Here is an 18945-nt window from a genome sequence, read left to right as displayed (position 1 = left end):
CGCGGCCTACACGGTCCCTGTGGGAGCGGGTTGACCCGCGAACACGGGCGAAGCCCGTGCCATACACCGCGTCGCATGTTTCGCGGGTGAACCCGCTCCCACAGGGGAGCGGTGTCAGCCTCGGGATTTGAGCCAGCTTGCCGCCGCCCGCCCGGCGCGCAACCCGCTGGCAAAGCACGCGGTCAGCAAATACCCCCCGGTCGGCGCCTCCCAGTCCAGCATCTCGCCGGCACAGAACAACCCCGGCATGCCCTTGAGCATCAAGCCCTCATCCAGCCCCTCGAAACGCACCCCTCCCGCGCTGCTGATTGCCTCGTCCAGTGGTCGTGTGCGCACCAGCGTTATCGGCAAGGCCTTGATCGCCTTCGCCAAGGCATCAGGGTCGGCAAAGGTCGCCTGATCGGTCAGCTCGCGCAACAGCGCCGCCTTGACCCCATCGATACCCAGCTGGCTGTGCAGGTGCTTGGCCATGGAGCGCGAACCCCGTGGTTTGGCCAGCGCCCGGGCAATCTTGTCCACAGGCTTGTCCGGCAACAGGTCTAACAGCAACACCCCATGGCCCTCACGGTTGATGGCCTCGCGCACCGGCGCTGACCATGCATACACCAGGCTGCCTTCCACACCCTGCGCGGTCAGGATGAACTCCCCCTTGCGCGGCGCGCTGCCGGGAACGCTGAGGGCAATGTTCTTCAACGGCGCACCGGCGAACTTGTCCTTGAGCAACGCGCTCCAGCCTGCCACTTCAAAACCACAGTTGCTGGGCTGCAGGGGCGAGATATCCACAGCTCGTTCGGCCAGCAGCGGCTGCCAGCTACCGTCCGAGCCCAGTCGCGCCCAGCTGCCGCCACCCAGCGCCAGCACCACCACGGCGGCCTTCACCAGCCGCTCGCCTTGTGGATAAGCAATCCGCAATGCACCTTCGGCATTCCAGCCCAGCCAGCGGTGGCGGGTGTGGATAACTACCCCGTTGTCGCGCAGGCGCTTGAGCCAGGCGCGCAGCAGTGGCGCGGCTTTCATGTCGGTGGGGAACACCCGGCCCGAGGTGCCGACGAAGGTTTCGATGCCCAGGCCGTGGATCCACTGGCGCAAGGCGTCGGCATCGAAGTCTTGCAGCAGCGCAGCGATTTCGCCCTGGCGCTCGGCATACCGGCTGACGAACGCCGGGTATGGCTCGGAATGGGTGATGTTCATGCCACCGACACCCGCCAGCAGGAACTTGCGGCCTACCGAAGGCATTGCATCGAACACCTCGACCGGCAGGCCCGCCTGGGCCAGTGCTTCGGCAGCCATCAGGCCGGCTGGGCCGCCGCCGATGACGACAGCGAGAGGAGGGAAGGCGGGGCTCAGATCAGGCATGGTGGGCAGCAGGCTGTGGAAAAGAGGCGCATTCTAGCGCAGCGCGGCCTGTGGAAGCACTGATCAAAAAATGATCACTACTCTGCAGGCCCTGTTTGTAAAGGGCTGCAGCGCCTTTCCCGCAGGTTATCCACAAGCGGTTCCACAGTCATTGTGAACAACCGATGACGCGCGCCGCGCTGTGATGAAGGATGCCATGGCGCCTGGCCAGCGCTGCGCGGTCCTTGCTGTAGCCACCGCCAATCACACCCACCACCGGGATGTCGCGGCCCAGGCAGTGGCGCAGCACCGCTTCGTCACGGGCGGCAACGCCTGCATCGGTCAGTTGCAGATAGCCCAGGGCGTCATCCTTGTGCACATCGACCCCGGCGTCATACAGCACCAGGTCCGGTCGATAGAGGGGCAGCAGGTAGTTGAGGGCGTCGTCCACCACCTTCAGGTAGGCCATGTCGCCCATACCGCGGGGCAGGGGGATGTCCCAATCGCTTTGTGCCTTGCGCGCCGGGAAGTTCTGTTCGCAATGCAGCGACACGGTGATGGCGTCTGGCGTGTCGTGCAGTATGCGCGCGGTGCCGTCACCCTGATGCACATCGCAGTCGAAGATCAGCACCCGGTGTACCCGGCCAGCCTCCAGCAGGTAGTGGCTGATCACGGCCAGGTCGTTGAAGATGCAAAAGCCGGCAGGGTGGTCGTAATGGGCGTGGTGGGTGCCGCCGGCAAGGTGGCAGGCAATGCCGTGCTGCAGCGCCATCTCGGCGCTCAGCAGCGAGCCGCCTACGGCGCGCACGGTACGCCGGGCCAGGGCCTCGCTCCAGGGCAGGCCGAGCCGGCGCTGGTCCTCGCGCGACAGGTCGCCATTCATGTAGCGCTCGATGTAGCTGCGGTCGTGGGCCAGGGCAAGGATGTCGTTGGGGCATATGTCCGGGCGCAGCAGGGCCTGGTCGGTGGTGAGCCCGCTGTCGATCAAGTGGTCGTGCAGCAGGCGGAACTTGTCCATGGGGAAGCGGTGTTCGGCGGGGAACTCCGGGCTGTAGTCTTCGTGGTAGATCAGCGGCAACGGCATGGGTGGGGTCGCAATCGGGGCCAGTGCTGATCTTGCCATGGCTGGAGACTGCTGTGGGAGAACCTGCCTGGCATCAATCTCCTGGCCAGCGCCGCTCCTACAGGGCGTGTTTGCCGCGAGGGGGCGTTATTTCGTGGTACTGGCCAGCACCCGTTGCCAGTCCGGCTCGTTCAGGCGACCGAGGATGCGCGCCTTGCCATTGCCATCCACCGAAACGAACAGCGCACTGGCATAGCCGCTCTCACGCTCGCCCCCCGCAACTTTCTGCTGGCGGGCAAAATGGTCGATGCAGCCGTTGTGGGTCACCAGCACCAGGTTATGTCCCGGTCGTTTGTGTGCCAGCGCTTCACTGGCGAACTGGCTGTCACAGCTTTCCAGCCAGTCCCCACTGGCCACCGCCTGGCCAAGGATGAAATGCGCGGTTTGCCGTGTGCGCAGTTTCGGGCTGCTGAGCATGTCGGCGTTGTCCAGGCCCAACCGGTGCAACCCCTGGCCAACGCGCCCGGCAGCCTGGCTGCCGGCCACGGTGATGCCGGTGGGGTCGTCCAGGCACGGGCCGGGGGCGCTGTCGCAGCGCTCGGCGTGGCGGATCATCACGATCACCGCACCTTCGGCCCAGTCCTGCAGCAGGCCGCTGTCACTCAATTGTCGATCGTTGCCAAGCTCCACGATGTGCGTCCTCGTCGCCAGCCAGGTGCTCAACGCCGCCACGACCATGCACAGGCCAAGGGCGGCACCGAGGGCTTTGCGGGTCATGCGTCGCTTGCGCCGGGCGTGGATGGCAGGGTGCCCCAAGGTGTTGCTCGATAACATGTGTTGCTCCGTTGGCGTGATCGCGGCTGGCGCGACGGTGTTGCTGGCATCCTGCCAACTGGCCTGTCGGGGGGCGGTGAAGGGCGTGTGAAAATTGCATTCGGGCGCGCCGGCTGGGTGAAACCCGCACCCGCGCCTACGCTGTAAACTGCAAGGCGGTAAAACCGGAGCACGCCCCATGACCCCAATCCTGCAACTGGAAAGCGCGCGGCTGGTTCTGCGCCAATGGCACGACGACGACCTGCGCGAGTTCGCCGCCCTGTGTGCCGACCCGCAGGTGATGCGCTACTTCCCGGCACCGCTGACACGCCTGGAGGCAGCCGCGCTGATCGGCCGTGTGCGCGGGCATTTCAATGAGTACGGCTTTGGTTTGTGGGCCCTGGAGCGCAAGGACAGCGGTGCCTTCATCGGCATGACCGGGTTGCTGCACGTGGGGTTCGATGCCGATTTCACGCCGGCGGTGGAGATCGGCTGGCGCCTGGCACGCCGTCACTGGGGCCTGGGTTTCGCCAGCGAGGCGGCGTGGACCTGCCTGCGCTGTGCTTTCGCCCAATTGCGCCTGGACGAGGTGGTGTCGTTCACCAGCGAGAGCAACCTGCCGTCGCAGAAGGTCATGCAGGCCATCGGTATGCAGCAGGACCTGAATGGCAGTTTCGAACACCCCCGCCTGCCTGTGGGCCATCCGCTGCGCCCGCATGTGCTGTACCGCATCGACCGCGCTCACTGGGAGCGTACCCTGCGCGCCTGAATGCATGGCCATGCCCGGCGCCTATGACAAACCCTGTATCATTTGCCTTCATAAGAGTGCTGTAGAGACCTGTTTGCCTTGCTAGGAGAACCCCCGATGAGTCATGTGTTGGACGACCTGGTCGACCTGTTGAGCCTCGAGTCCATCGAGGAGAACCTGTTCCGTGGACGCAGCCAGGACCTGGGCTTCCGCCAGCTGTACGGCGGGCAGGTACTGGGCCAATCGTTGTCGGCGGCCAGCCAGACGGTCGAGGATGCACGCCATGTGCATTCGTTGCACGGCTACTTCCTGCGCCCTGGCGATGCCAGCCTGCCGGTGGTGTATTCGGTGGACCGCGTGCGCGATGGCGGCAGCTTCAGCACCCGGCGGGTGACCGCGATTCAGAAGGGCCAGCCGATCTTCACCTGCAGCGCCTCGTTCCAGTATGACGAGGAAGGTTTCGGGCACCAGGCGCAGATGCCCGAGGTGGTCGGCCCGGAGAACCTGCCAACTGAAGTCGAGCTGGCCTGGGCCATGGCCGACCAGTTGCCCGAGCGCATTCGCGACAAGGTGCTGTGCGCCAAGCCGATCGAGATACGCCCGGTCACCGAGCGCGACCCGTTCAACCCCAAGCCTGGCGACCCGGTGAAGTACGCCTGGTTCCGCGCCGACGGCAACCTGCCCGATATCCCCGCCCTGCACAAATACATGCTGGCCTACGCCTCGGACTTCGGCCTGCTGACCACTGCGTTGCTGCCCCATGGCAAATCGGTGTGGCAGCGTGACATGCAGATCGCCAGCCTCGACCATTCGCTGTGGTTCCATGGCAACCTGCGTGCCGATGAGTGGCTGCTGTACGCCACCGACAGCCCTTGGGCAGGCAATGCCCGCGGCTTCTGCCGCGGCAGCATCTTCAATCAGGCCGGGCAACTGGTGGCGTCGTCGTGCCAGGAAGGCCTGATTCGCCACCGCAAGGACTGGGCATGAGCCTGGGCGAGCTGCGCAACTGGGTGTTCGACATGGACGGCACCCTGACCGTGGCCGTGCACGATTTTGCCGCTATCCGGGTGGCGCTGGATATCCCGGCCGAGCACGACATCCTCACCCACCTGGCAGCCTTGCCAGCGGACGAAGCGGCGGCCAAGCATGCCTGGCTGCTGGAGCATGAGCGTGATCTGGCAATTGCCTCCACAGCGGCCGCCGGGGCGGTGGAGCTGGTGCGCGAACTGGCCGAGCGTGGTTGCCGGCTGGGCATTTTGACCCGCAATGCCCGCGAGCTGGCGCATGTGACGCTGGAGGCCATCGGCCTGGCGGACTGCTTTGCGGTGGAGCACATTCTCGGGCGTGACGAAGCGGCGCCCAAACCAAGCCCGGATGGGCTGCTGAAAATTGCCAATGCCTGGGGTGTGGCACCAGGTGATCTGGTGATGGTGGGGGATTACCGGTTTGACCTTGACTGTGGGCGGGCTGCGGGGGCGCGCACGGTGCTGGTGAACCTGCCGGACAATCCGTGGCCGGAGCTGGTGGATTGGCATGCGGCCGATTGCCGGGCATTGAAGGTGATGCTGGGCTGAGTTTTTGTGTCGCCTGTGCGGGCCTCTTCGCGGGTAAACCCGCTCCCACAGGGACCGCACCGAGCTCAGGTCCAGCACTTAACCTGTGGGAGCGGGTTCAACCCGCGAAGAGGCCGGACCTGTCTATGCTGAACCCCAATCTATTCCTGAACGGAGACCCACCCATGACCAGCAAGGCCATCTACGTACAACCCGGCGGCGGCTACGACAAGGTCGAGGTCGGCACCTGCGAAGCCTCTGCACCCGAGGCCGGCGAGATCACCGTGCGCCTGCACGCCAGCTCCCTCAACTACCACGATTTCGCCGTGGTCAGCGGCATGTGGGGCCCGAGCGAGCGGCGCATCCCCATGGCCGATGGCGCAGGCGAGGTGGTCGCGGTGGGTAGCGGCGTCACCGAGTTCCAGGTTGGCGACAATGTGGTCAGTACCTTCTTCCCCGACTGGCTCGACGGCCAGGCCAATGTGGAAGGCTTTGCCAGGGTGCCCGGCGACGGTATCGATGGTTACGCCCGTGAACAGGTCACCGCTCGCGCCACTGCCTTCACCCTGGCGCCCAAGGGCTTCAGCCATGCTGAAGCTGCCACGCTGACCACGGCCGGTCTCACGGCCTGGCGTGCGTTGATGAGCGACGACCACCTCAAACCTGGCGATACGGTGCTGGTGCAGGGCACTGGCGGTGTGTCGATCTTCGCGCTGCAGTTTGCCAAGCTGGCCGGCGCGACGGTGATCGCCACCTCTTCCAGCGACGCCAAACTGGAGCGCCTGAAGGCCTTGGGTGCCGATCACCTGATCAACTACAAGAGCACTGCGGCCTGGGGTGAGAAAGTGCGCGAGCTGACTGGCAACCGCGGTGTCGACCATGTGATCGAAGTAGGTGGCCCGGCGACGCTGGAGCAATCGATGATTGCCGCGCGCATTGGTGGACATGTGTCGTTGATCGGTATCCTCACCGGCGTGGCCGGGCAGTTGCCGCTGGTGCAGGCGCTGGTACGGCAGATTCGTCTGCAGGGCGTGCTGGTTGGCAGCCGCGCCCAGCAACAGGCGATGGTGCGGGCAATCGATGCCAACGGCCTGCGGCCAGTGGTGGACAAGCATTTCGAGCTGGAGCAGATCGTCGACGCATTCCGTTATCAGGAGAGCAACCGGCATTTCGGCAAGATCTGCCTGACCTGGTAACCAGGGCCCGACGCGGTTCTCTTTGTAGGAGCGGCCTTGTGTCGCGAAAGGGCTGCGAAGCGGCCCCAGCAATTTTTGCATCATCGCTGAAATCCTGGGGCTGCTGTGCAGCCCTTCGCGACACAAGGCCGCTCCTACAGGGGATCGTGTCAGGCCTGTTCGGGCAGTAGTCGGTCGCGGCTATTGGACAGGTGCAGGCACACCGCCGCCCGCGCCGCGTCCGGGTCCCGCCGGCGGATGGCATTGAGGATCGCCTCATGCTCGAGGTTGGCCAGGTATGCCTGCCGCGCCAGCTTCGCCCCGCTGCGTTCGGCCAGGGCCATGCGATTGCGCGGGATCAGGCCGTTGCCCAGCTGCAACAGCATTTCAGTGAAGTACAGGTTGCCAGTGGCCTCGGCAATCAGTAGGTGAAAGCGCCGGTCGGCCTCGATACAGCTGTCACCAGCGGCGGCCAGGTCCTGGTAGTCATCCAGCGCCTGACGCATGCGCGCCAAGTGCCCCTCGTCACGGCGTAGCGCGGCCAGGGCGGCGGCCTGGCCTTCCAGGCCGATGCGCAGTTCCAGCAGGTCGCGCACATTGGCTGCGCTTTCCGCCGCGATGCGCAGGCCGGCCTGGGCCTGGCGCTCCATCACGAACGTACCGATACCGTGGCGTGGCTCAACCAGCCCCGAGGCCTGCAGTTTGGACAAGGCCTCGCGAACCACGGTGCGGCTGACCCCATGCTCGCGCACCAGGCTGTTCTCCGAGGGCAACTTGTCGCCTGGCTTGAAGGTACCCAGCAGGATCTGTTGCGTCAGGCTGGAGACCAGGTCATGGGCGCGGCTGTGGCCGCGTTTGTGAGCTTGTTCGATGGCCATGGCGGGGTCCGATTGTTGTTGTGCTTGTACGACAAGTTAATCGATGAAAATATTTTTTGCCGATTTTTCTGACGCTCAAGCCCACCAGTAGCCTGTAGGTTTTTGCAAGATATGAGCATATAGGCATTGTAGTAGCTTGTATTTTGCGATTTTGCCGATCTTGCTCATCTTGTCGTACAACTAAGCTGCGCATATGCTCCTCCCCACTGCCATGTCAGACAACCTCGACCCGCACAAAAACAATTAGTGGGAGATCCGCAAGTGAACGATACCCTCGCTCCGTCTGCCCGAAATGAAGGCGACGCCCTGGCCAGTGCTGTGGCCAAGGTCAAGCGCCACGTCCTGCCGCTGTTCGTCATCATGTTCATCGTCAACTACCTGGACCGCGTCAACATCGGCTTCGTCCGCCCGCATCTGGAAAGCGACCTGGGCATCAGCGCGGCGGCCTATGGCTTTGGCGCCGGCCTGTTCTTCATCGGCTACGCGTTGTTCGAGGTGCCCTCGAACATGCTGCTGCAGAAGGTCGGTGCACGGCTGTGGCTGACCCGCATCATGTTCACCTGGGGGCTGGTGGCCACGGCCATGGCCTTCGTGCAGAACGAAACCCAGTTCTACGTGCTGCGCTTTCTGCTGGGCGTTGCCGAAGCGGGCTTCTTCCCCGGGGTGATCTACTACTTCACCCGCTGGCTGCCGGCCGCCGAGCGTGGCAAGGCGATTGCCATCTTCCTCAGTGGTTCGGCATTGGCGTCGCTGATTTCCGGGCCGTTGGCCGGTGCACTTATGCAGATTCAAGGCCTGGGCCTGCATGGCTGGCAGTGGATGCTGTTCATCGAAGGCATGGCCTCGGTGGCGCTGTGCTTCTTCGTGTTCTTCTGGCTCGACTCCAGGCCGCAGGACGCCAAGTGGCTGAGTCAGGCCGAGCAGGATGCACTGGTGGCCGCCATCGATCGCGAGCAGCTTGAGCGCGAAGCGGTCGGCGCGGTCAGGCCATCGGCCTGGAGCCTGCTCAAGGACCGCCAGATCCTGCTGTTCTGCCTGATCTACTTCTGCATTCAGCTGACCATCTATGCCGCCACGTTCTGGCTGCCGAGCATCATCAAGCGCATGGGTGACCTGAGCGACCTGCAGGTCGGCTTCTTCAACTCAATCCCGTGGCTGATTTCGATTCTGGCCATGTATGCCTTCGCCGCCGGTTCGGCGCGCTGGAAGTTCCAGCAGGCCTGGGTGGCAGGTGCGCTGGTAATCGCAGCCATCGGCATGTTCATGTCCACCACGGGTGGGCCTGTTTTCGCCTTTGTCGCGGTGTGCTTCGCGGCCATCGGTTTCAAGTCGGCGTCGTCACTGTTCTGGCCGATCCCGCAGGGCTACCTGGATGCCCGCATCGCCGCTGCGGTGATCGCGTTGATCAACTCGGTCGGCAACCTCGGCGGCTTCGTCGCCCCAACCACCTTCGGCCTGCTGGAGCAGCAGACCGGCTCGATCCAGGGCGGCCTGTACGGCCTGGCGGTGACCTCGGTGCTGGCGGCCATTGCCATCTTCTTCGTACGCACTCGCCCAAAGGGCGTCCCTTCCGATGACCTCAAGGCCCCCTCGGCCCTGGGTCAGAGCCATTGATGACCGCGAGACAACAACCATGAACATGCAGACCCTTCACACCAGCACCCCCGTGGTCACCGACCTGCGCGTGATCCCCGTCGCCGGGCACGACAGCATGCTGCTAAATCTCAGTGGTGCCCATGGCCCGTTCTTTACCCGCAACGTGGTGGTGCTGCGCGACAGTGCCGGCAAGACCGGGCTGGGCGAGGTGCCCGGCGGCGAGAAGATCCGCCAGACCCTGGAAGACGCCCGCAGCCTGGTGATCGGCCAGCCGATCGGCCATTACCAGCGCGTGCTCAATGCCATGCGCCAGACCTTCGCCAACCGTGATTCGGCTGGTCGTGGCCTGCAGACCTTCGACCTGCGCATCACCGTGCATGCGGTGACGGCCATCGAGTCGGCGCTGCTCGACCTGCTCGGCCAGCATCTGGATGTGCCGATGGCCGCACTGCTGGGCGAAGGGCAGCAGCGCGAAGCGGTGAAGATGCTCGGTTACCTGTTCTACATCGGCGACCGCCAGCAGACCGACCTGGCCTACCGCAACGAAGCCGATGCCGAGGACGACTGGTTCCGCCTGCGCCACGAAAAGGCCCTGACCGCGGACGCGGTGGTGCGCCTGGCCGAGGCCGCCAAGGCGCGCTATGGCTTCAGCGACTTCAAGCTCAAGGGCGGGGTGTTGCGCGGCGAGGAGGAGATGGAAGCGGTAACGGCACTGGCCGAACGTTTCCCCGAAGCACGCATCACCCTCGACCCGAATGGTGCCTGGTCATTGAAGGAGGCCATTGCCCTGTGCCGCGACAAGCACGATGTGCTGGCCTACGCCGAAGACCCATGCGGTGCCGAGAACGGCTACTCGGGCCGTGAGGTGATGGCCGAGTTCCGTCGCGCCACCGGCCTGCCCACCGCCACCAACATGATCGCCACCGACTGGCGGCAGATGGGCCATGCGATCCAGCTGCAGTCGGTGGACATTCCGCTGGCCGACCCGCACTTCTGGACACTGCAGGGTTCGGTCCGGGTGGCGCAGATGTGCAACGACTGGGGGCTGACCTGGGGCTCGCATTCCAACAACCACTTCGATATCTCGCTGGCGATGTTCACCCAGGTAGCAGCTGCGGCACCGGGTGAAATCACTGCGATCGACACCCACTGGATCTGGCAGGACGGCCAGCGCCTGACCCGCGAACCGCTGCGCATCGTCGACGGGCATGTGCACGTGCCGGCACGGCCGGGGCTGGGGGTGGAACTGGATGAAGACCAATTGGCCAAGGCCCATGAGTGCTACCGCAACATGGGGTTGGGCGCGCGGGACGACAGCGTGGCGATGCAGTTCCTGGTTCCGGGGTGGAGCTTCGATAACAAGCGGCCTTGCCTGGTGCGTTAAGACTGCTGGCCTCTTCGCGGGCTTGCCCGCTCCCACAGGTGCACCACAGGTTTGAGGGGTGTGGAGTACCTGTGGGAGCGGGCGAGCCCGCGAAAGGGCCAGTACAGCCACAGCACACCCAAATGAAAAACAAAAGCTCCAGACGGCCCGGTGGCGCGATCGGGCATGCCATTCGCGACATCCGGCGTTAATGGAAACGCCCTGTCGTGATCGAACAGTTCCGGGGCGTTCTCGTGTAATTTCCCGCAGCCCTGGGGGGCTTAAATGAAGCCCGACCTGCACTGACACGTTGCTCTGTGACGCGTGCCAAATATCAACAACAGAGCGCGAGCAACCTGTCGACTTATTGATTTCAAAGGAGATATTTTCGCCTACGCCTGCCCGTCCATCCTTGTGTCAGCAAAAAGAGAACAACATCAATGAACACCGTGGGATCTGATGGCAACCTTGCACAAGGTTTCAAGCCACGTCATGTAACGATGCTGTCCATCGCCGGCATCATCGGCGCCGGACTTTTCGTCGGCTCTGGCCACGCCATCGCGGCAGCCGGGCCAGCTACCATAATTTCCTATTTCGTGGCCGGGACCCTGGTGGTGCTGGTCATGCGCATGCTCGGCGAAATGGCCGTGGCACACCCGGACACCGGATCGTTTTCCACCTACGCCGAGCAGGCCATCGGCCGCTGGGCCGGCTACACCATCGGCTGGTTGTACTGGTGGTTCTGGGTACTGGTAATCCCGATCGAAGCACTGGCCGCCGGGCATGTTCTGAATGCCTGGTTCCCGCAGGTGGACAGCTGGATCTTCGCCCTGGCCTCGGTGCTGCTGCTGGCCGGTACCAACCTGTTCAGCGTGGCCAAGTACGGTGAGTTCGAGTTCTGGTTCGCCATCCTCAAGGTCACGGCCATTCTCGGCTTCATCGGCCTGGGCTTCGCTGCGCTGATGGGCTGGCTGCCCAACCGCGAGGTCAGCGGCCTGAGCGGCCTGATGGCCGAGCACGGCGGCTTCGCGCCGAAGGGCTGGTCGGCCGTGGTCGGTGCGTTCATTACCGTGATGTTCAGCTTCATCGGCACCGAAGCGGTGACCATCGCAGCTTCCGAATCCAGCGACCCGTCGCGCAACATCGCCAAGGCTACTCGCTCGGTGATCTGGCGCATCAGCACCTTCTACATCCTGTCGATCTTCGTGATCATTTCGGTGGTGCCGTGGAACGACCCGCAGCTGGCGGTGGTGGGCTCCTACCAGCGTGCGCTGGAGATCATGAACATCCCCAACGCTGCCTTCATGGTCGACCTGGTGGTGCTGGTGGCAGTGACCAGCTGCATGAACTCGTCGATCTACATCGCCTCGCGGATGATGTACTCGCTGGCCAAGCGCGGTGATGCGCCGGCCATGCTCAACAAGACCTCCAAGGTGGGTGTACCGCGTGCTGCGGTGTTCGGCAGCACTCTGATCGGCGCGGCCATTGCCATCCTCAACTACTTCGCGCCGAAGGGCGTGTTCGAGTTCCTGCTGGCCAGCTCCGGCGCCATTGCCTTGCTGGTGTACATGGTCATCGCCATTTCGCAGCTGCGCATGCGCCGCCGCCTGGAGCGGGAAAACACCGAGCTGAAGTTCCGCATGTGGCTTTTCCCGTACCTGACCTGGGCGGTGATCCTGTTCATTGGCGGGGCATTGGCGGTAATGATGTACACGCCTGAACACCGGGCAGAAGTGAGTTCGACATTGGGCCTGGCGATCGTGATTTCCTTCCTGGGGATCGTGACCACGCGGGGCAACGCGCAACCGGTGGGGGTGCGCTCGATGGGGTGATTGAGGTCACCTGGCGGTAGGGCAAAGGGCACCAGTGGATGGTGCCCTTTGTTTTTTTGAAACACTTGTTCGGTGTTGTTGACGCTCGAACGGCGGCTCACCGGGCGTAGACTCCCTTTCGAATTCATAAAGGGAGTCGATGCATGAGCGCTGAACAACAAGACCCACAAGCGCCGCCGGCCCTTACTTTGGTAAAGGATGACCGTTTTGAGGAAGTGCTGGCGTTGATTCAAGGCGCCAGGCAGCGGGTGGCGCAGGCGGTCAATACTCAGTTGATCGATTTGTACTGGCAGGTGGGAGCCTACATTGGTCGAAAGCTGGAGAGGGCTGAATGGGGGGATTCGGTGGTAAGCCAGCTGGCTGCTCACCTTGCTCAGACGCAGCCGGGCCTACGTGGTTTTACCAGGCCTAACCTGTTTCGTATGCGTCAATTCTATGAGGCGTATCGCCACGATGAGAAAGTCTCAGCACTGCTGAGACAATTGCCGTGGACTCATAATTTGACGATCCTCAGCCAGAGCAAGCTTCCCCAGGAGCGCGAGTTCTACCTGCGCATGGCAGTACAGGAAAAGTGGTCAAGCCGAGAATTGGAAAGGCAATTCAAGGCCTCGCTTTTTGAGCGCAGCGTCGCAAGCCCAGCGAGGGCTTCGGCAGCACTGCGGCAGGACTACCCGGCAGCCATGGAGGTTTTCCGAGATGCCTACATGGTCGAGTTCCTCGGCCTGCCTAGGGACCATGCCGAAGCAGACCTGCATGGCGCATTGATAGACCGGCTAAAAGAGTTCCTGAGCGAACTGGGCCGGGATTTCTGCTTCGTCGGCTCTCAATATCCACTTCAGGTTGGCGGCCGGGATTTCGCACTGGACTTGCTGTTCTTCCACCGTGGTCTCAACTGCCTGGTAGCGATCGAACTGAAGGTTGGTCGCTTCGAGCCCGAGTACCTGGGCAAGCTCGATTTTTATCTTGAGGCGCTGGATCGCAATGAGCGTAAGCCTCATGAAAACCCTGCCATCGGCGTGTTGCTATGTGCCAGCAGGGACGACGAGGTGGTCGAGTACGCACTTAATCGCAGTTTGTCTCCAGCGCTGATTGCGGAGTATCAAACGCGCTTGCCGGACAAGGCACTGCTGCAAGCCAAGCTGCATGAGTTCTATGCCTTAGGCGCTGCTGAGGAACAGGGCGCATGAGCACCCATCAAATGCCGCACTTCACGCTTTCCACATAACGCATTACTGCCGGCGCTTTCTCGAAGCGCCGGTGGATCAGGCTAAGCCACGAGCTGGCCTGGCAGTCTATAATCCGCCGGTAGTTCACCTGCGGCAGGCTGATGCGTTGCACCACCGACTCTGGTACCACTGCGATGCCTTGGCCGAGTGACACCAGGGTGATCACCGCCACCAGGCTACCTGGCTGGGGGCCGAGCCTCGGGACGAAACCACCTTGTGCGGCCACCTCCAGCGTGCCGGAGATCTGTTCGGGCAGGATGAAGGTTTCATTGGCCAGGCGCGAGGCCGGTATCTGTGGCACTTCATTGATCCGCGAGCTGGCGGGCAGGGCGAGGACGAAACCTTCCTGGTGCAAGGCGATGGTTTCGAGTTCTTCCGGCAGATCCATCGGCGAGCGCACATAGGCAAGGTCGAGCAGGCCATCGCGGACCATGCCGGGCAGTTCGGCCATCGGCAGTTCGCGAATGTTCAGGCGCACGCCGGGGCAGGTTTCGCTGTAGCGGCTGACCTGCTGCTGGAGCATGCCCGAGTACGCGGCCGAGGCCACATAGCCGAGTTCGATACGCCCGCTTTCGCCACGGGCGGCCCGTTGCGCGCCCAGTTGTGCAGCATCGAACTGGCGCACGGCATGTTCGGCCTCGATAAACAGGGCCTGGCCGGCGGCGGTGAGGTTGACCTCGCGCTGGTTGCGCTCGAACAGGCGTACGCCCAGTTCGCGCTCCATATCCTGGATCTGCCGGCTGAGGGTGGGTGGGGCAATGCCCAGTTGCTCGGCGGCGCGGGTGAAGTGACCGTGGCGGGCGACGCAGAGGAAGTAGCGGAAATGGCGGATTTCCATGGGTGTTACCTGCAGGGTAATGACGCGGGTCGCCGGGGCTAACAAAGCTCGGGGTCGGCGGCGTTATGTTGAAGCCAACACTACAAGGCTGGTGGCTTGGCGGCAAAGGCTGCCTGGGGATTGCAGGGGACCACTTCGCGGCCCATCGCAGGCAAGCCAGCCCCCACAGGTGCAGCACAACCTTCGAAAGCGATGCCGTACTTGTGGGAGCTGGCATGCCTGCGATGGGCTGCAAAGCAGCCCCGGCGATATTGCAGCTAAACGGCACTCTCCAAGCCAACCAGCTCAGCTTCCGGAGCCTCACCATGCCCTCTGCGCGTTTCACCCTGCTCACCGCTTCCCTGGTCTGCGCCCTGATCATCCTCGACACCAACATCGTCGCGGTCAGCCTGCCCAGCATCGCCCGCGACCTGTCCGGCTCGTTCGCCGATATCGAATGGGTGGTCAGCGCCTACCTGCTGGCCTTCGCCGCCTGCCTGCTGCCTGCCGGCAGCCTGGCCGACCGCTTCGGCCGGCGGCGCATGCTGCTGCTCGGCCTGGCCCTGTTCGGCGTCGCCTCGCTGGCCTGTGGCGCGGCGCCAAGCCTGCTGTTCCTCGACTTGGCCAGGGCCGCCAAGGGCGTTGGTGCGGCGTTGCTGCTGACCTCGGCCCTGGCCGCGATCGGCAACCGCTTTCACCAGCCCCAGGAACGCATGCGCGCCTGGGCCTTCTGGGGCGCCTGCATGGGCGCCACCATTACCTTTGCGCCGTTGCTGGGCGGGCTGATAGCCAGCACCCTTGGCTGGCGCTGGATCTTCTACATCAACCTGCCGCTGGTGGCAGTGCTCGCAGTGATGGTGCTGCACAGTGTCGAAGAGTCCCGTGACAGCGCTGCGGCCCGGCTCGACCCATGGGGCAGCCTGACTTTCGCCGGCAGCCTGGGTTACCTGATCTGGGCGATGATCGATGCCAACCAGGTAGGCTGGGGCAGTGCGCAAACCTTGGGGCGGCTGGTGATCAGCGCCTTCCTGTTCGGCCTGTTCGTCATGGTCGAGCGCAGCCAGGAACGACCGATGATCGACCTGCGGCTGATGCGTAGCGGGCGTTTCGTCGGCGCCTTGCTGGGCATGTTCGCCTACGCAGCCTGCGCCCAGGTGATGATGACCCTGCTGCCGCTGTATCTGCAGAACGGCCTGCAATTGCCGGCCTTGGCCGCAGGAGCTGGCATGCTGCCGTTTGCCGTGGCCATGCTGCTGACGCCACGCCTGGGCATGCGCCTGGCTGCGCACTTGAGCCCGGCGCAGGTGTTCGCACTTGGCCTGGTATTGGTCGGGGTGGGTAACCTGCTATGTGCCTGGGCCACGCAGCGGGGCGGTTACGGTGCGTTCGCCCTGGCCAGCCTGGTGCTGGGTGCTGGCGCCGGGCTGCTGAATGGCGATACGCAGAAGAACATCATGGCTTGCGTACCGCGTGAGCGTACCGGCATGGCTTCGGGGTTGAGTACAACCACGCGGTTCGGGGCGATCGTGCTGGCCATCGCTGGGCTGGGTGGTGTGCTGGCTGCACGTAGTGAGCAGTTGCTGCATGACTCCGTGGCTGCCGTGGCGCCTGGGCAATCGGGCCAGGTTGCGGCAATGGCTGCGCGGGTTGCCGCTGGTGATTTGCAGGCGGCATTGGCGTTATTTGAGCCCGGGTTGCGGGAAGCGGTGGCACCCTTGGCCCGCCAAGCGTTCATCGGGGGCTTCGAAGCCGTGTTGCAGGTCGCTGGTGTGGCGGCGCTGCTGTTCGCGATGCTGGTTGGCGTGTTGCTGAGCCGACCGCTGCCAGCCATGCCGGAGGCGCTGCTCGCTGAAGGGCAATCATGAAGCGAACGCAGGAGCACTACGATACAGTGACTGGGGGCATCAAGCCCCTGGTCGCGGCATTCGACAATCAGTCATTCAACAGCCATGGCTTCAGTTCCTTGAGGTTGCTCACCACCAGCTGCTGCGCCTCGGGCAGTACTGCAAGGTTGCGGTGGTCGATCTGGTAACGCTGCAACACGTACTTCACCAGTGCCCTGCGGCTGGGCACCACCAATTGCCCCTGCGTCATGCCGAAGTCGGTTTCGATGATTGCCTTCTGCGCCGCGTTCAATCGCCCGTCAGGTTCGAAGATCACGGGCACCTCGACATTCCAGTCTTCATCCTGCTCGCGCGTGTTCGGCGATTGGTCGAGCAGGTCTGGCTGCCCGCGCAGGCGGCTGAGCACGAAATCGCGATACTGGCCGTTCTTTTCGCAGTAAGCCCGCACGTGCCAGCGCATGCCGGTGTAGACCAGCGTGTGCGGAGCGATAAGGCGTACCTCGACGTTAGGGGTGTTGAAGGACACGTATTCGGTTTCCAGGCGCAGGCCTTCACGGCAGGCCTTGAGCAAGGGGCGCAGCACCTCCGGGCGTATAGGCCGGTCTGGCACCTCCAGCACCCGGGTATGCGCATAGGCCAGTGCCAGCCCATCGATGTGCGGAGCTCGCTCATTGTTCTGGTAAAGCAGGTGCAGGTAGGCGCTGGCGCTGTCATCGATGAACAGCGGTTTGAAGTGCTTGCTTGGTACATAGCCCTTGAGCTGCTTGTCATATGTCAAGTTTTTGGGCGCATGTTCGCTGATGTAGGTATTGATGTCCTTCGACGCCTGCTGGCGGCTGATGCCAAAGCTCTGCATCAGGTGGCCGGTGGTCAGCCGGCCTTCCCACCAGGCAACGGTCTCGATCAAACGATAGCGAAGTGCCAGGTCCCAGCGTACCTGTTCGATGGATTGCTTGCGTTTCATGCCCTCTCCATGTGCGCGATTACTTTACCTGTATAAGTCTACATTCTAGACCTGTCGTCAAACACTACATATCGTGATTCTGTCTTTGGAATTAATCGAAGTCACGAAAGGAAGTGGAGATGACTATGTCTGAAGCGGTTTCGACAGGGGCGTTGGTGTTGATCGGGGTAATCCTGGTGGTGCTCCTGGTGCAGTACCTGAGGTTGCGAGAAATCTGGCACCTGGTTCCCGCCTGCCGCCAGGACGCGCGTTGGGCGCGGATATGGGAGATGGAAAATCGGGAGCTACGCTCGGCACAGCGTGCCGACAAAGCGCACATCGCGCAGCTGCAAAACAAGCTGGTGCTTTTGCAGAACCGGGTCTCTGCGGAAGTGTGGAAAGGGGAGGCATGAACACACTGGAACGGATCAAAGGTTGCGCTACTGACCTGGGTAGCTGAGATGCCTATAAAAAGTAGACCGATCCGTCAAGATGCTGTCCAAGTGTTTTTGCAACTTTATGTTGCAGGTGCCAATCAGTATCATTAAGATTTGTACTCCAGGACGCAAGGAGAGCACTGTCCATATAAAAAGAAGGTCAAAAAAGAATGCTGAAAATGCTCCTCGTGTATGTCCATCTGCTCGCCACCTGTATTGCCCTCGGTAGGGTCTTGCTTGCCGATCACAAGCTTTGGAGTTGGCGCAAGGAAGCGTTGGATCAGGCAAAGCATGAGTACCTGGAAGAAACCAGGAAAATTGCCACCCTCGCGTTACTGGCTCTTTGGGGCAGTGGTCTGCTGTTGATACTTCAGGGGTATCTTCTCGAAGGCGCGGCGTATTTGCTCAACCAGAAACTCTGGGCCAAGGTTGCGGTTGTCGCGCTGCTGACGTTGAACGGTGGTCTGTTACATCGCATCGGCTTCCCGTTGTTGCAGAAAGCCCCTTTCGTATTGTTACCAGGTTCCGACCGCGGTCGCCTTGCACTATTGGGGGCTTTCTCTATGAGTGGTTGGCTGTTCGCGGCTTTTTTAGGGGTGGCCCGAGCCTGGAACCATGTCATGCCATGCATGCATGTGATGGCGGTGTTCACGGCATTCGCTTTGCTGGCTTGTATCGTGGCGCTTGTGGTCGCCTGCACGGCAGCTAGCATGGAAACTACGGCTTCATAGAGGCTGTGACGCAACTCAAGCGTCAATAGCATGAAACTTCCCGCAGTGCAGGGACCAGTCGGCGTTTCTACTCTGACCTGCACCTGTTGGCCGGAAGCGCCTGCGATCCGACCAGGTGGAGGACGTTCCATACCGATCAGCCTTTGGCGTCATTGACCGGCTTGGTTTTGCTTGCAGCTACAGCGGCTTGTGCTTTCTGTTTCTCTGCCAGTTGGAAGGCCTGCATCGAGGCCTTTCGGGCTGACTCCATGCGTGCGAAGGTCCGATCACCACCGCCGGAGGCCATCGCCAAAGAAGAAGCGGTAAGAGCGGCGGCAACGAAGAGAACTTTCATGTTTTTCATTTGCGTATCCTCAATTGAAACTTTTAACTGCTCAGCATGATACTCAGCCCGGCTGGGTTGGAGTTTGCCGTTGTTGATGGTGGCTGGAGTTCGGTTATTTATATGTGTTGGTACTCTGCAAAAGGCAATAGAGGTTGTCTCGAATGACTGTTGATCATTCGGTCATGTCCATTTCAGGTAACGGAAATATCATCTGCACCGGGTGCCCATGAATTTCGACTTGCGTTTATGGCGAGGCTTGTAACTTT

18 protein-coding genes are annotated in these 18945 nt (G+C 62.6%); 11 read left to right on the top strand and 7 right to left on the bottom strand.

What is annotated here, in order from left to right:
• Positions 1-114: 114 nt before the first annotated feature.
• The 3 genes from R9B85_RS09285 to R9B85_RS09275 form a co-directional block, all read right to left on the bottom strand.
• A complete protein-coding gene (locus R9B85_RS09285; RefSeq protein ID WP_112253593.1) occupies positions 115-1356 on the bottom strand; it encodes a TIGR03862 family flavoprotein in 1242 nt (413 codons plus the stop codon).
• Between the two features lie 148 nt (positions 1357-1504).
• Complete coding sequence (locus R9B85_RS09280; protein WP_061303542.1) at positions 1505-2419, bottom strand: histone deacetylase family protein; 915 nt, start codon at positions 2417-2419, stop codon at positions 1505-1507.
• A gap of 126 nt (positions 2420-2545) precedes the next feature.
• Positions 2546-3232, bottom strand: a complete 687-nt coding sequence (locus tag R9B85_RS09275) for a histidine phosphatase family protein (protein ID WP_207877243.1) — start codon at positions 3230-3232, stop codon at positions 2546-2548.
• 178 nt (positions 3233-3410) lie between these two features.
• Here R9B85_RS09275 and R9B85_RS09270 point away from each other — a divergent pair, with 178 nt between their 5' ends.
• The 4 genes from R9B85_RS09270 to R9B85_RS09255 all read left to right on the top strand — a co-directional run bounded on the left by R9B85_RS09270 (position 3411) and on the right by R9B85_RS09255 (position 6708).
• Positions 3411-3980, top strand: a complete 570-nt coding sequence (locus R9B85_RS09270) for a GNAT family N-acetyltransferase (RefSeq protein ID WP_112253591.1) — start codon at positions 3411-3413, stop codon at positions 3978-3980.
• 96 nt (positions 3981-4076) lie between these two features.
• Positions 4077-4946 carry an acyl-CoA thioesterase II gene (gene tesB / locus R9B85_RS09265; RefSeq protein WP_423770987.1) on the top strand — a complete coding sequence of 290 codons (870 nt, stop codon included), beginning with the start codon at positions 4077-4079 and terminating at the stop codon, positions 4944-4946.
• Entirely contained in the window at positions 4943-5533 is a 591-nt protein-coding gene (locus R9B85_RS09260; protein WP_207877245.1) for an HAD family hydrolase, read from the top strand. The genes tesB and R9B85_RS09260 overlap by 4 nt, the downstream gene beginning before the upstream one ends.
• Positions 5534-5697: 164 nt before the next feature.
• Positions 5698-6708, top strand: a complete 1011-nt coding sequence (locus tag R9B85_RS09255) for a zinc-dependent alcohol dehydrogenase family protein (RefSeq protein WP_423770986.1) — start codon at positions 5698-5700, stop codon at positions 6706-6708.
• Positions 6709-6857: 149 nt separating this feature from the next.
• Here the strand turns inward: R9B85_RS09255 and R9B85_RS09250 are convergent, their stop codons facing one another.
• Positions 6858-7565 (bottom strand): FadR/GntR family transcriptional regulator, encoded by a 708-nt coding sequence (locus tag R9B85_RS09250; protein ID WP_112253587.1) that lies wholly within the window; start codon positions 7563-7565, stop codon positions 6858-6860.
• Positions 7566-7826: 261 nt separating this feature from the next.
• On the opposite strand from R9B85_RS09250, the gene R9B85_RS09245 reads away from it, so the two are divergent.
• From R9B85_RS09245 to R9B85_RS09230, 4 genes are all read left to right on the top strand, one after another.
• Positions 7827-9179, top strand: a complete 1353-nt coding sequence (locus tag R9B85_RS09245; protein WP_423770985.1) for an MFS transporter — start codon at positions 7827-7829, stop codon at positions 9177-9179.
• 19 nt (positions 9180-9198) lie between these two features.
• Positions 9199-10545: a glucarate dehydratase gene (gudD, locus tag R9B85_RS09240; RefSeq protein WP_112253585.1), complete on the top strand. Its 1347-nt coding sequence runs from the start codon at positions 9199-9201 to the stop codon at positions 10543-10545.
• Positions 10546-10964: 419 nt separating this feature from the next.
• Positions 10965-12356, top strand: a complete 1392-nt coding sequence (gene gabP / locus R9B85_RS09235; RefSeq protein WP_112253584.1) for a GABA permease — start codon at positions 10965-10967, stop codon at positions 12354-12356.
• A 143-nt stretch (positions 12357-12499) separates the two neighbouring features.
• Positions 12500-13543: a PDDEXK nuclease domain-containing protein gene (locus R9B85_RS09230; protein ID WP_207877247.1), complete on the top strand. Its 1044-nt coding sequence runs from the start codon at positions 12500-12502 to the stop codon at positions 13541-13543.
• A gap of 7 nt (positions 13544-13550) precedes the next feature.
• Here R9B85_RS09230 and R9B85_RS09225 read toward each other — a convergent pair whose 3' ends face one another.
• Positions 13551-14420, bottom strand: a complete 870-nt coding sequence (locus R9B85_RS09225; protein WP_207877249.1) for a LysR family transcriptional regulator — start codon at positions 14418-14420, stop codon at positions 13551-13553.
• Positions 14421-14725: 305 nt separating this feature from the next.
• Between R9B85_RS09225 and R9B85_RS09220 the strand changes: the two genes are divergently transcribed.
• Entirely contained in the window at positions 14726-16264 is a 1539-nt protein-coding gene (locus R9B85_RS09220) for an MFS transporter (protein WP_423770984.1), read from the top strand.
• Positions 16265-16331: 67 nt separating this feature from the next.
• Here the strand turns inward: R9B85_RS09220 and R9B85_RS09215 are convergent, their stop codons facing one another.
• The gene (locus tag R9B85_RS09215; RefSeq protein WP_112253581.1) at positions 16332-17207 is read right to left on the bottom strand and encodes a WYL domain-containing protein; all 876 of its coding nucleotides are present in this window, start codon (positions 17205-17207) and stop codon (positions 16332-16334) included.
• Positions 17208-17326: 119 nt separating this feature from the next.
• Between R9B85_RS09215 and R9B85_RS09210 the strand changes: the two genes are divergently transcribed.
• Both R9B85_RS09210 and R9B85_RS09205 read left to right on the top strand, forming a co-directional pair.
• Positions 17327-17599 carry a hypothetical protein gene (locus R9B85_RS09210; RefSeq protein ID WP_423770983.1) on the top strand — a complete coding sequence of 91 codons (273 nt, stop codon included), beginning with the start codon at positions 17327-17329 and terminating at the stop codon, positions 17597-17599.
• Between the two features lie 194 nt (positions 17600-17793).
• Entirely contained in the window at positions 17794-18354 is a 561-nt protein-coding gene (locus R9B85_RS09205; protein ID WP_112253579.1) for a hypothetical protein, read from the top strand.
• A gap of 136 nt (positions 18355-18490) precedes the next feature.
• Here R9B85_RS09205 and R9B85_RS09200 read toward each other — a convergent pair whose 3' ends face one another.
• Positions 18491-18697 carry a co-regulatory protein PtrA N-terminal domain-containing protein gene (locus R9B85_RS09200; RefSeq protein WP_112253578.1) on the bottom strand — a complete coding sequence of 69 codons (207 nt, stop codon included), beginning with the start codon at positions 18695-18697 and terminating at the stop codon, positions 18491-18493.
• Positions 18698-18945: the final 248 nt, after the last annotated feature.

Origin of the sequence: Pseudomonas sp. NLJ1 (assembly GCF_049486705.1) — a bacterium.
Taxonomy (GTDB): Bacteria; Pseudomonadota; Gammaproteobacteria; order Pseudomonadales; family Pseudomonadaceae; genus Aquipseudomonas; species Aquipseudomonas inefficax.
This window is presented reverse-complemented; position numbering and strand designations above follow the sequence as displayed.

Coding starts and splice junctions, on each gene's coding strand:
- R9B85_RS09285 (WP_112253593.1), bottom strand. CDS start 1,356: ATGCCTGATCTGAGCCCCGCCTTCCCTCCTCTCGCTGTCGTCATCGGC.
- R9B85_RS09280 (WP_061303542.1), bottom strand. CDS start 2,419: ATGCCGTTGCCGCTGATCTACCACGAAGACTACAGCCCGGAGTTCCCC.
- R9B85_RS09275 (WP_207877243.1), bottom strand. CDS start 3,232: ATGTTATCGAGCAACACCTTGGGGCACCCTGCCATCCACGCCCGGCGC.
- R9B85_RS09270 (WP_112253591.1), top strand. CDS start 3,411: ATGACCCCAATCCTGCAACTGGAAAGCGCGCGGCTGGTTCTGCGCCAA.
- tesB (WP_423770987.1), top strand. CDS start 4,077: ATGAGTCATGTGTTGGACGACCTGGTCGACCTGTTGAGCCTCGAGTCC.
- R9B85_RS09260 (WP_207877245.1), top strand. CDS start 4,943: ATGAGCCTGGGCGAGCTGCGCAACTGGGTGTTCGACATGGACGGCACC.
- R9B85_RS09255 (WP_423770986.1), top strand. CDS start 5,698: ATGACCAGCAAGGCCATCTACGTACAACCCGGCGGCGGCTACGACAAG.
- R9B85_RS09250 (WP_112253587.1), bottom strand. CDS start 7,565: ATGGCCATCGAACAAGCTCACAAACGCGGCCACAGCCGCGCCCATGAC.
- gudD (WP_112253585.1), top strand. CDS start 9,199: ATGAACATGCAGACCCTTCACACCAGCACCCCCGTGGTCACCGACCTG.
- gabP (WP_112253584.1), top strand. CDS start 10,965: ATGAACACCGTGGGATCTGATGGCAACCTTGCACAAGGTTTCAAGCCA.
- R9B85_RS09230 (WP_207877247.1), top strand. CDS start 12,500: ATGAGCGCTGAACAACAAGACCCACAAGCGCCGCCGGCCCTTACTTTG.
- R9B85_RS09225 (WP_207877249.1), bottom strand. CDS start 14,420: ATGGAAATCCGCCATTTCCGCTACTTCCTCTGCGTCGCCCGCCACGGT.
- R9B85_RS09220 (WP_423770984.1), top strand. CDS start 14,726: ATGCCCTCTGCGCGTTTCACCCTGCTCACCGCTTCCCTGGTCTGCGCC.
- R9B85_RS09215 (WP_112253581.1), bottom strand. CDS start 17,207: ATGAAACGCAAGCAATCCATCGAACAGGTACGCTGGGACCTGGCACTT.
- R9B85_RS09210 (WP_423770983.1), top strand. CDS start 17,327: ATGACTATGTCTGAAGCGGTTTCGACAGGGGCGTTGGTGTTGATCGGG.
- R9B85_RS09205 (WP_112253579.1), top strand. CDS start 17,794: ATGCTGAAAATGCTCCTCGTGTATGTCCATCTGCTCGCCACCTGTATT.
- R9B85_RS09200 (WP_112253578.1), bottom strand. CDS start 18,697: ATGAAAAACATGAAAGTTCTCTTCGTTGCCGCCGCTCTTACCGCTTCT.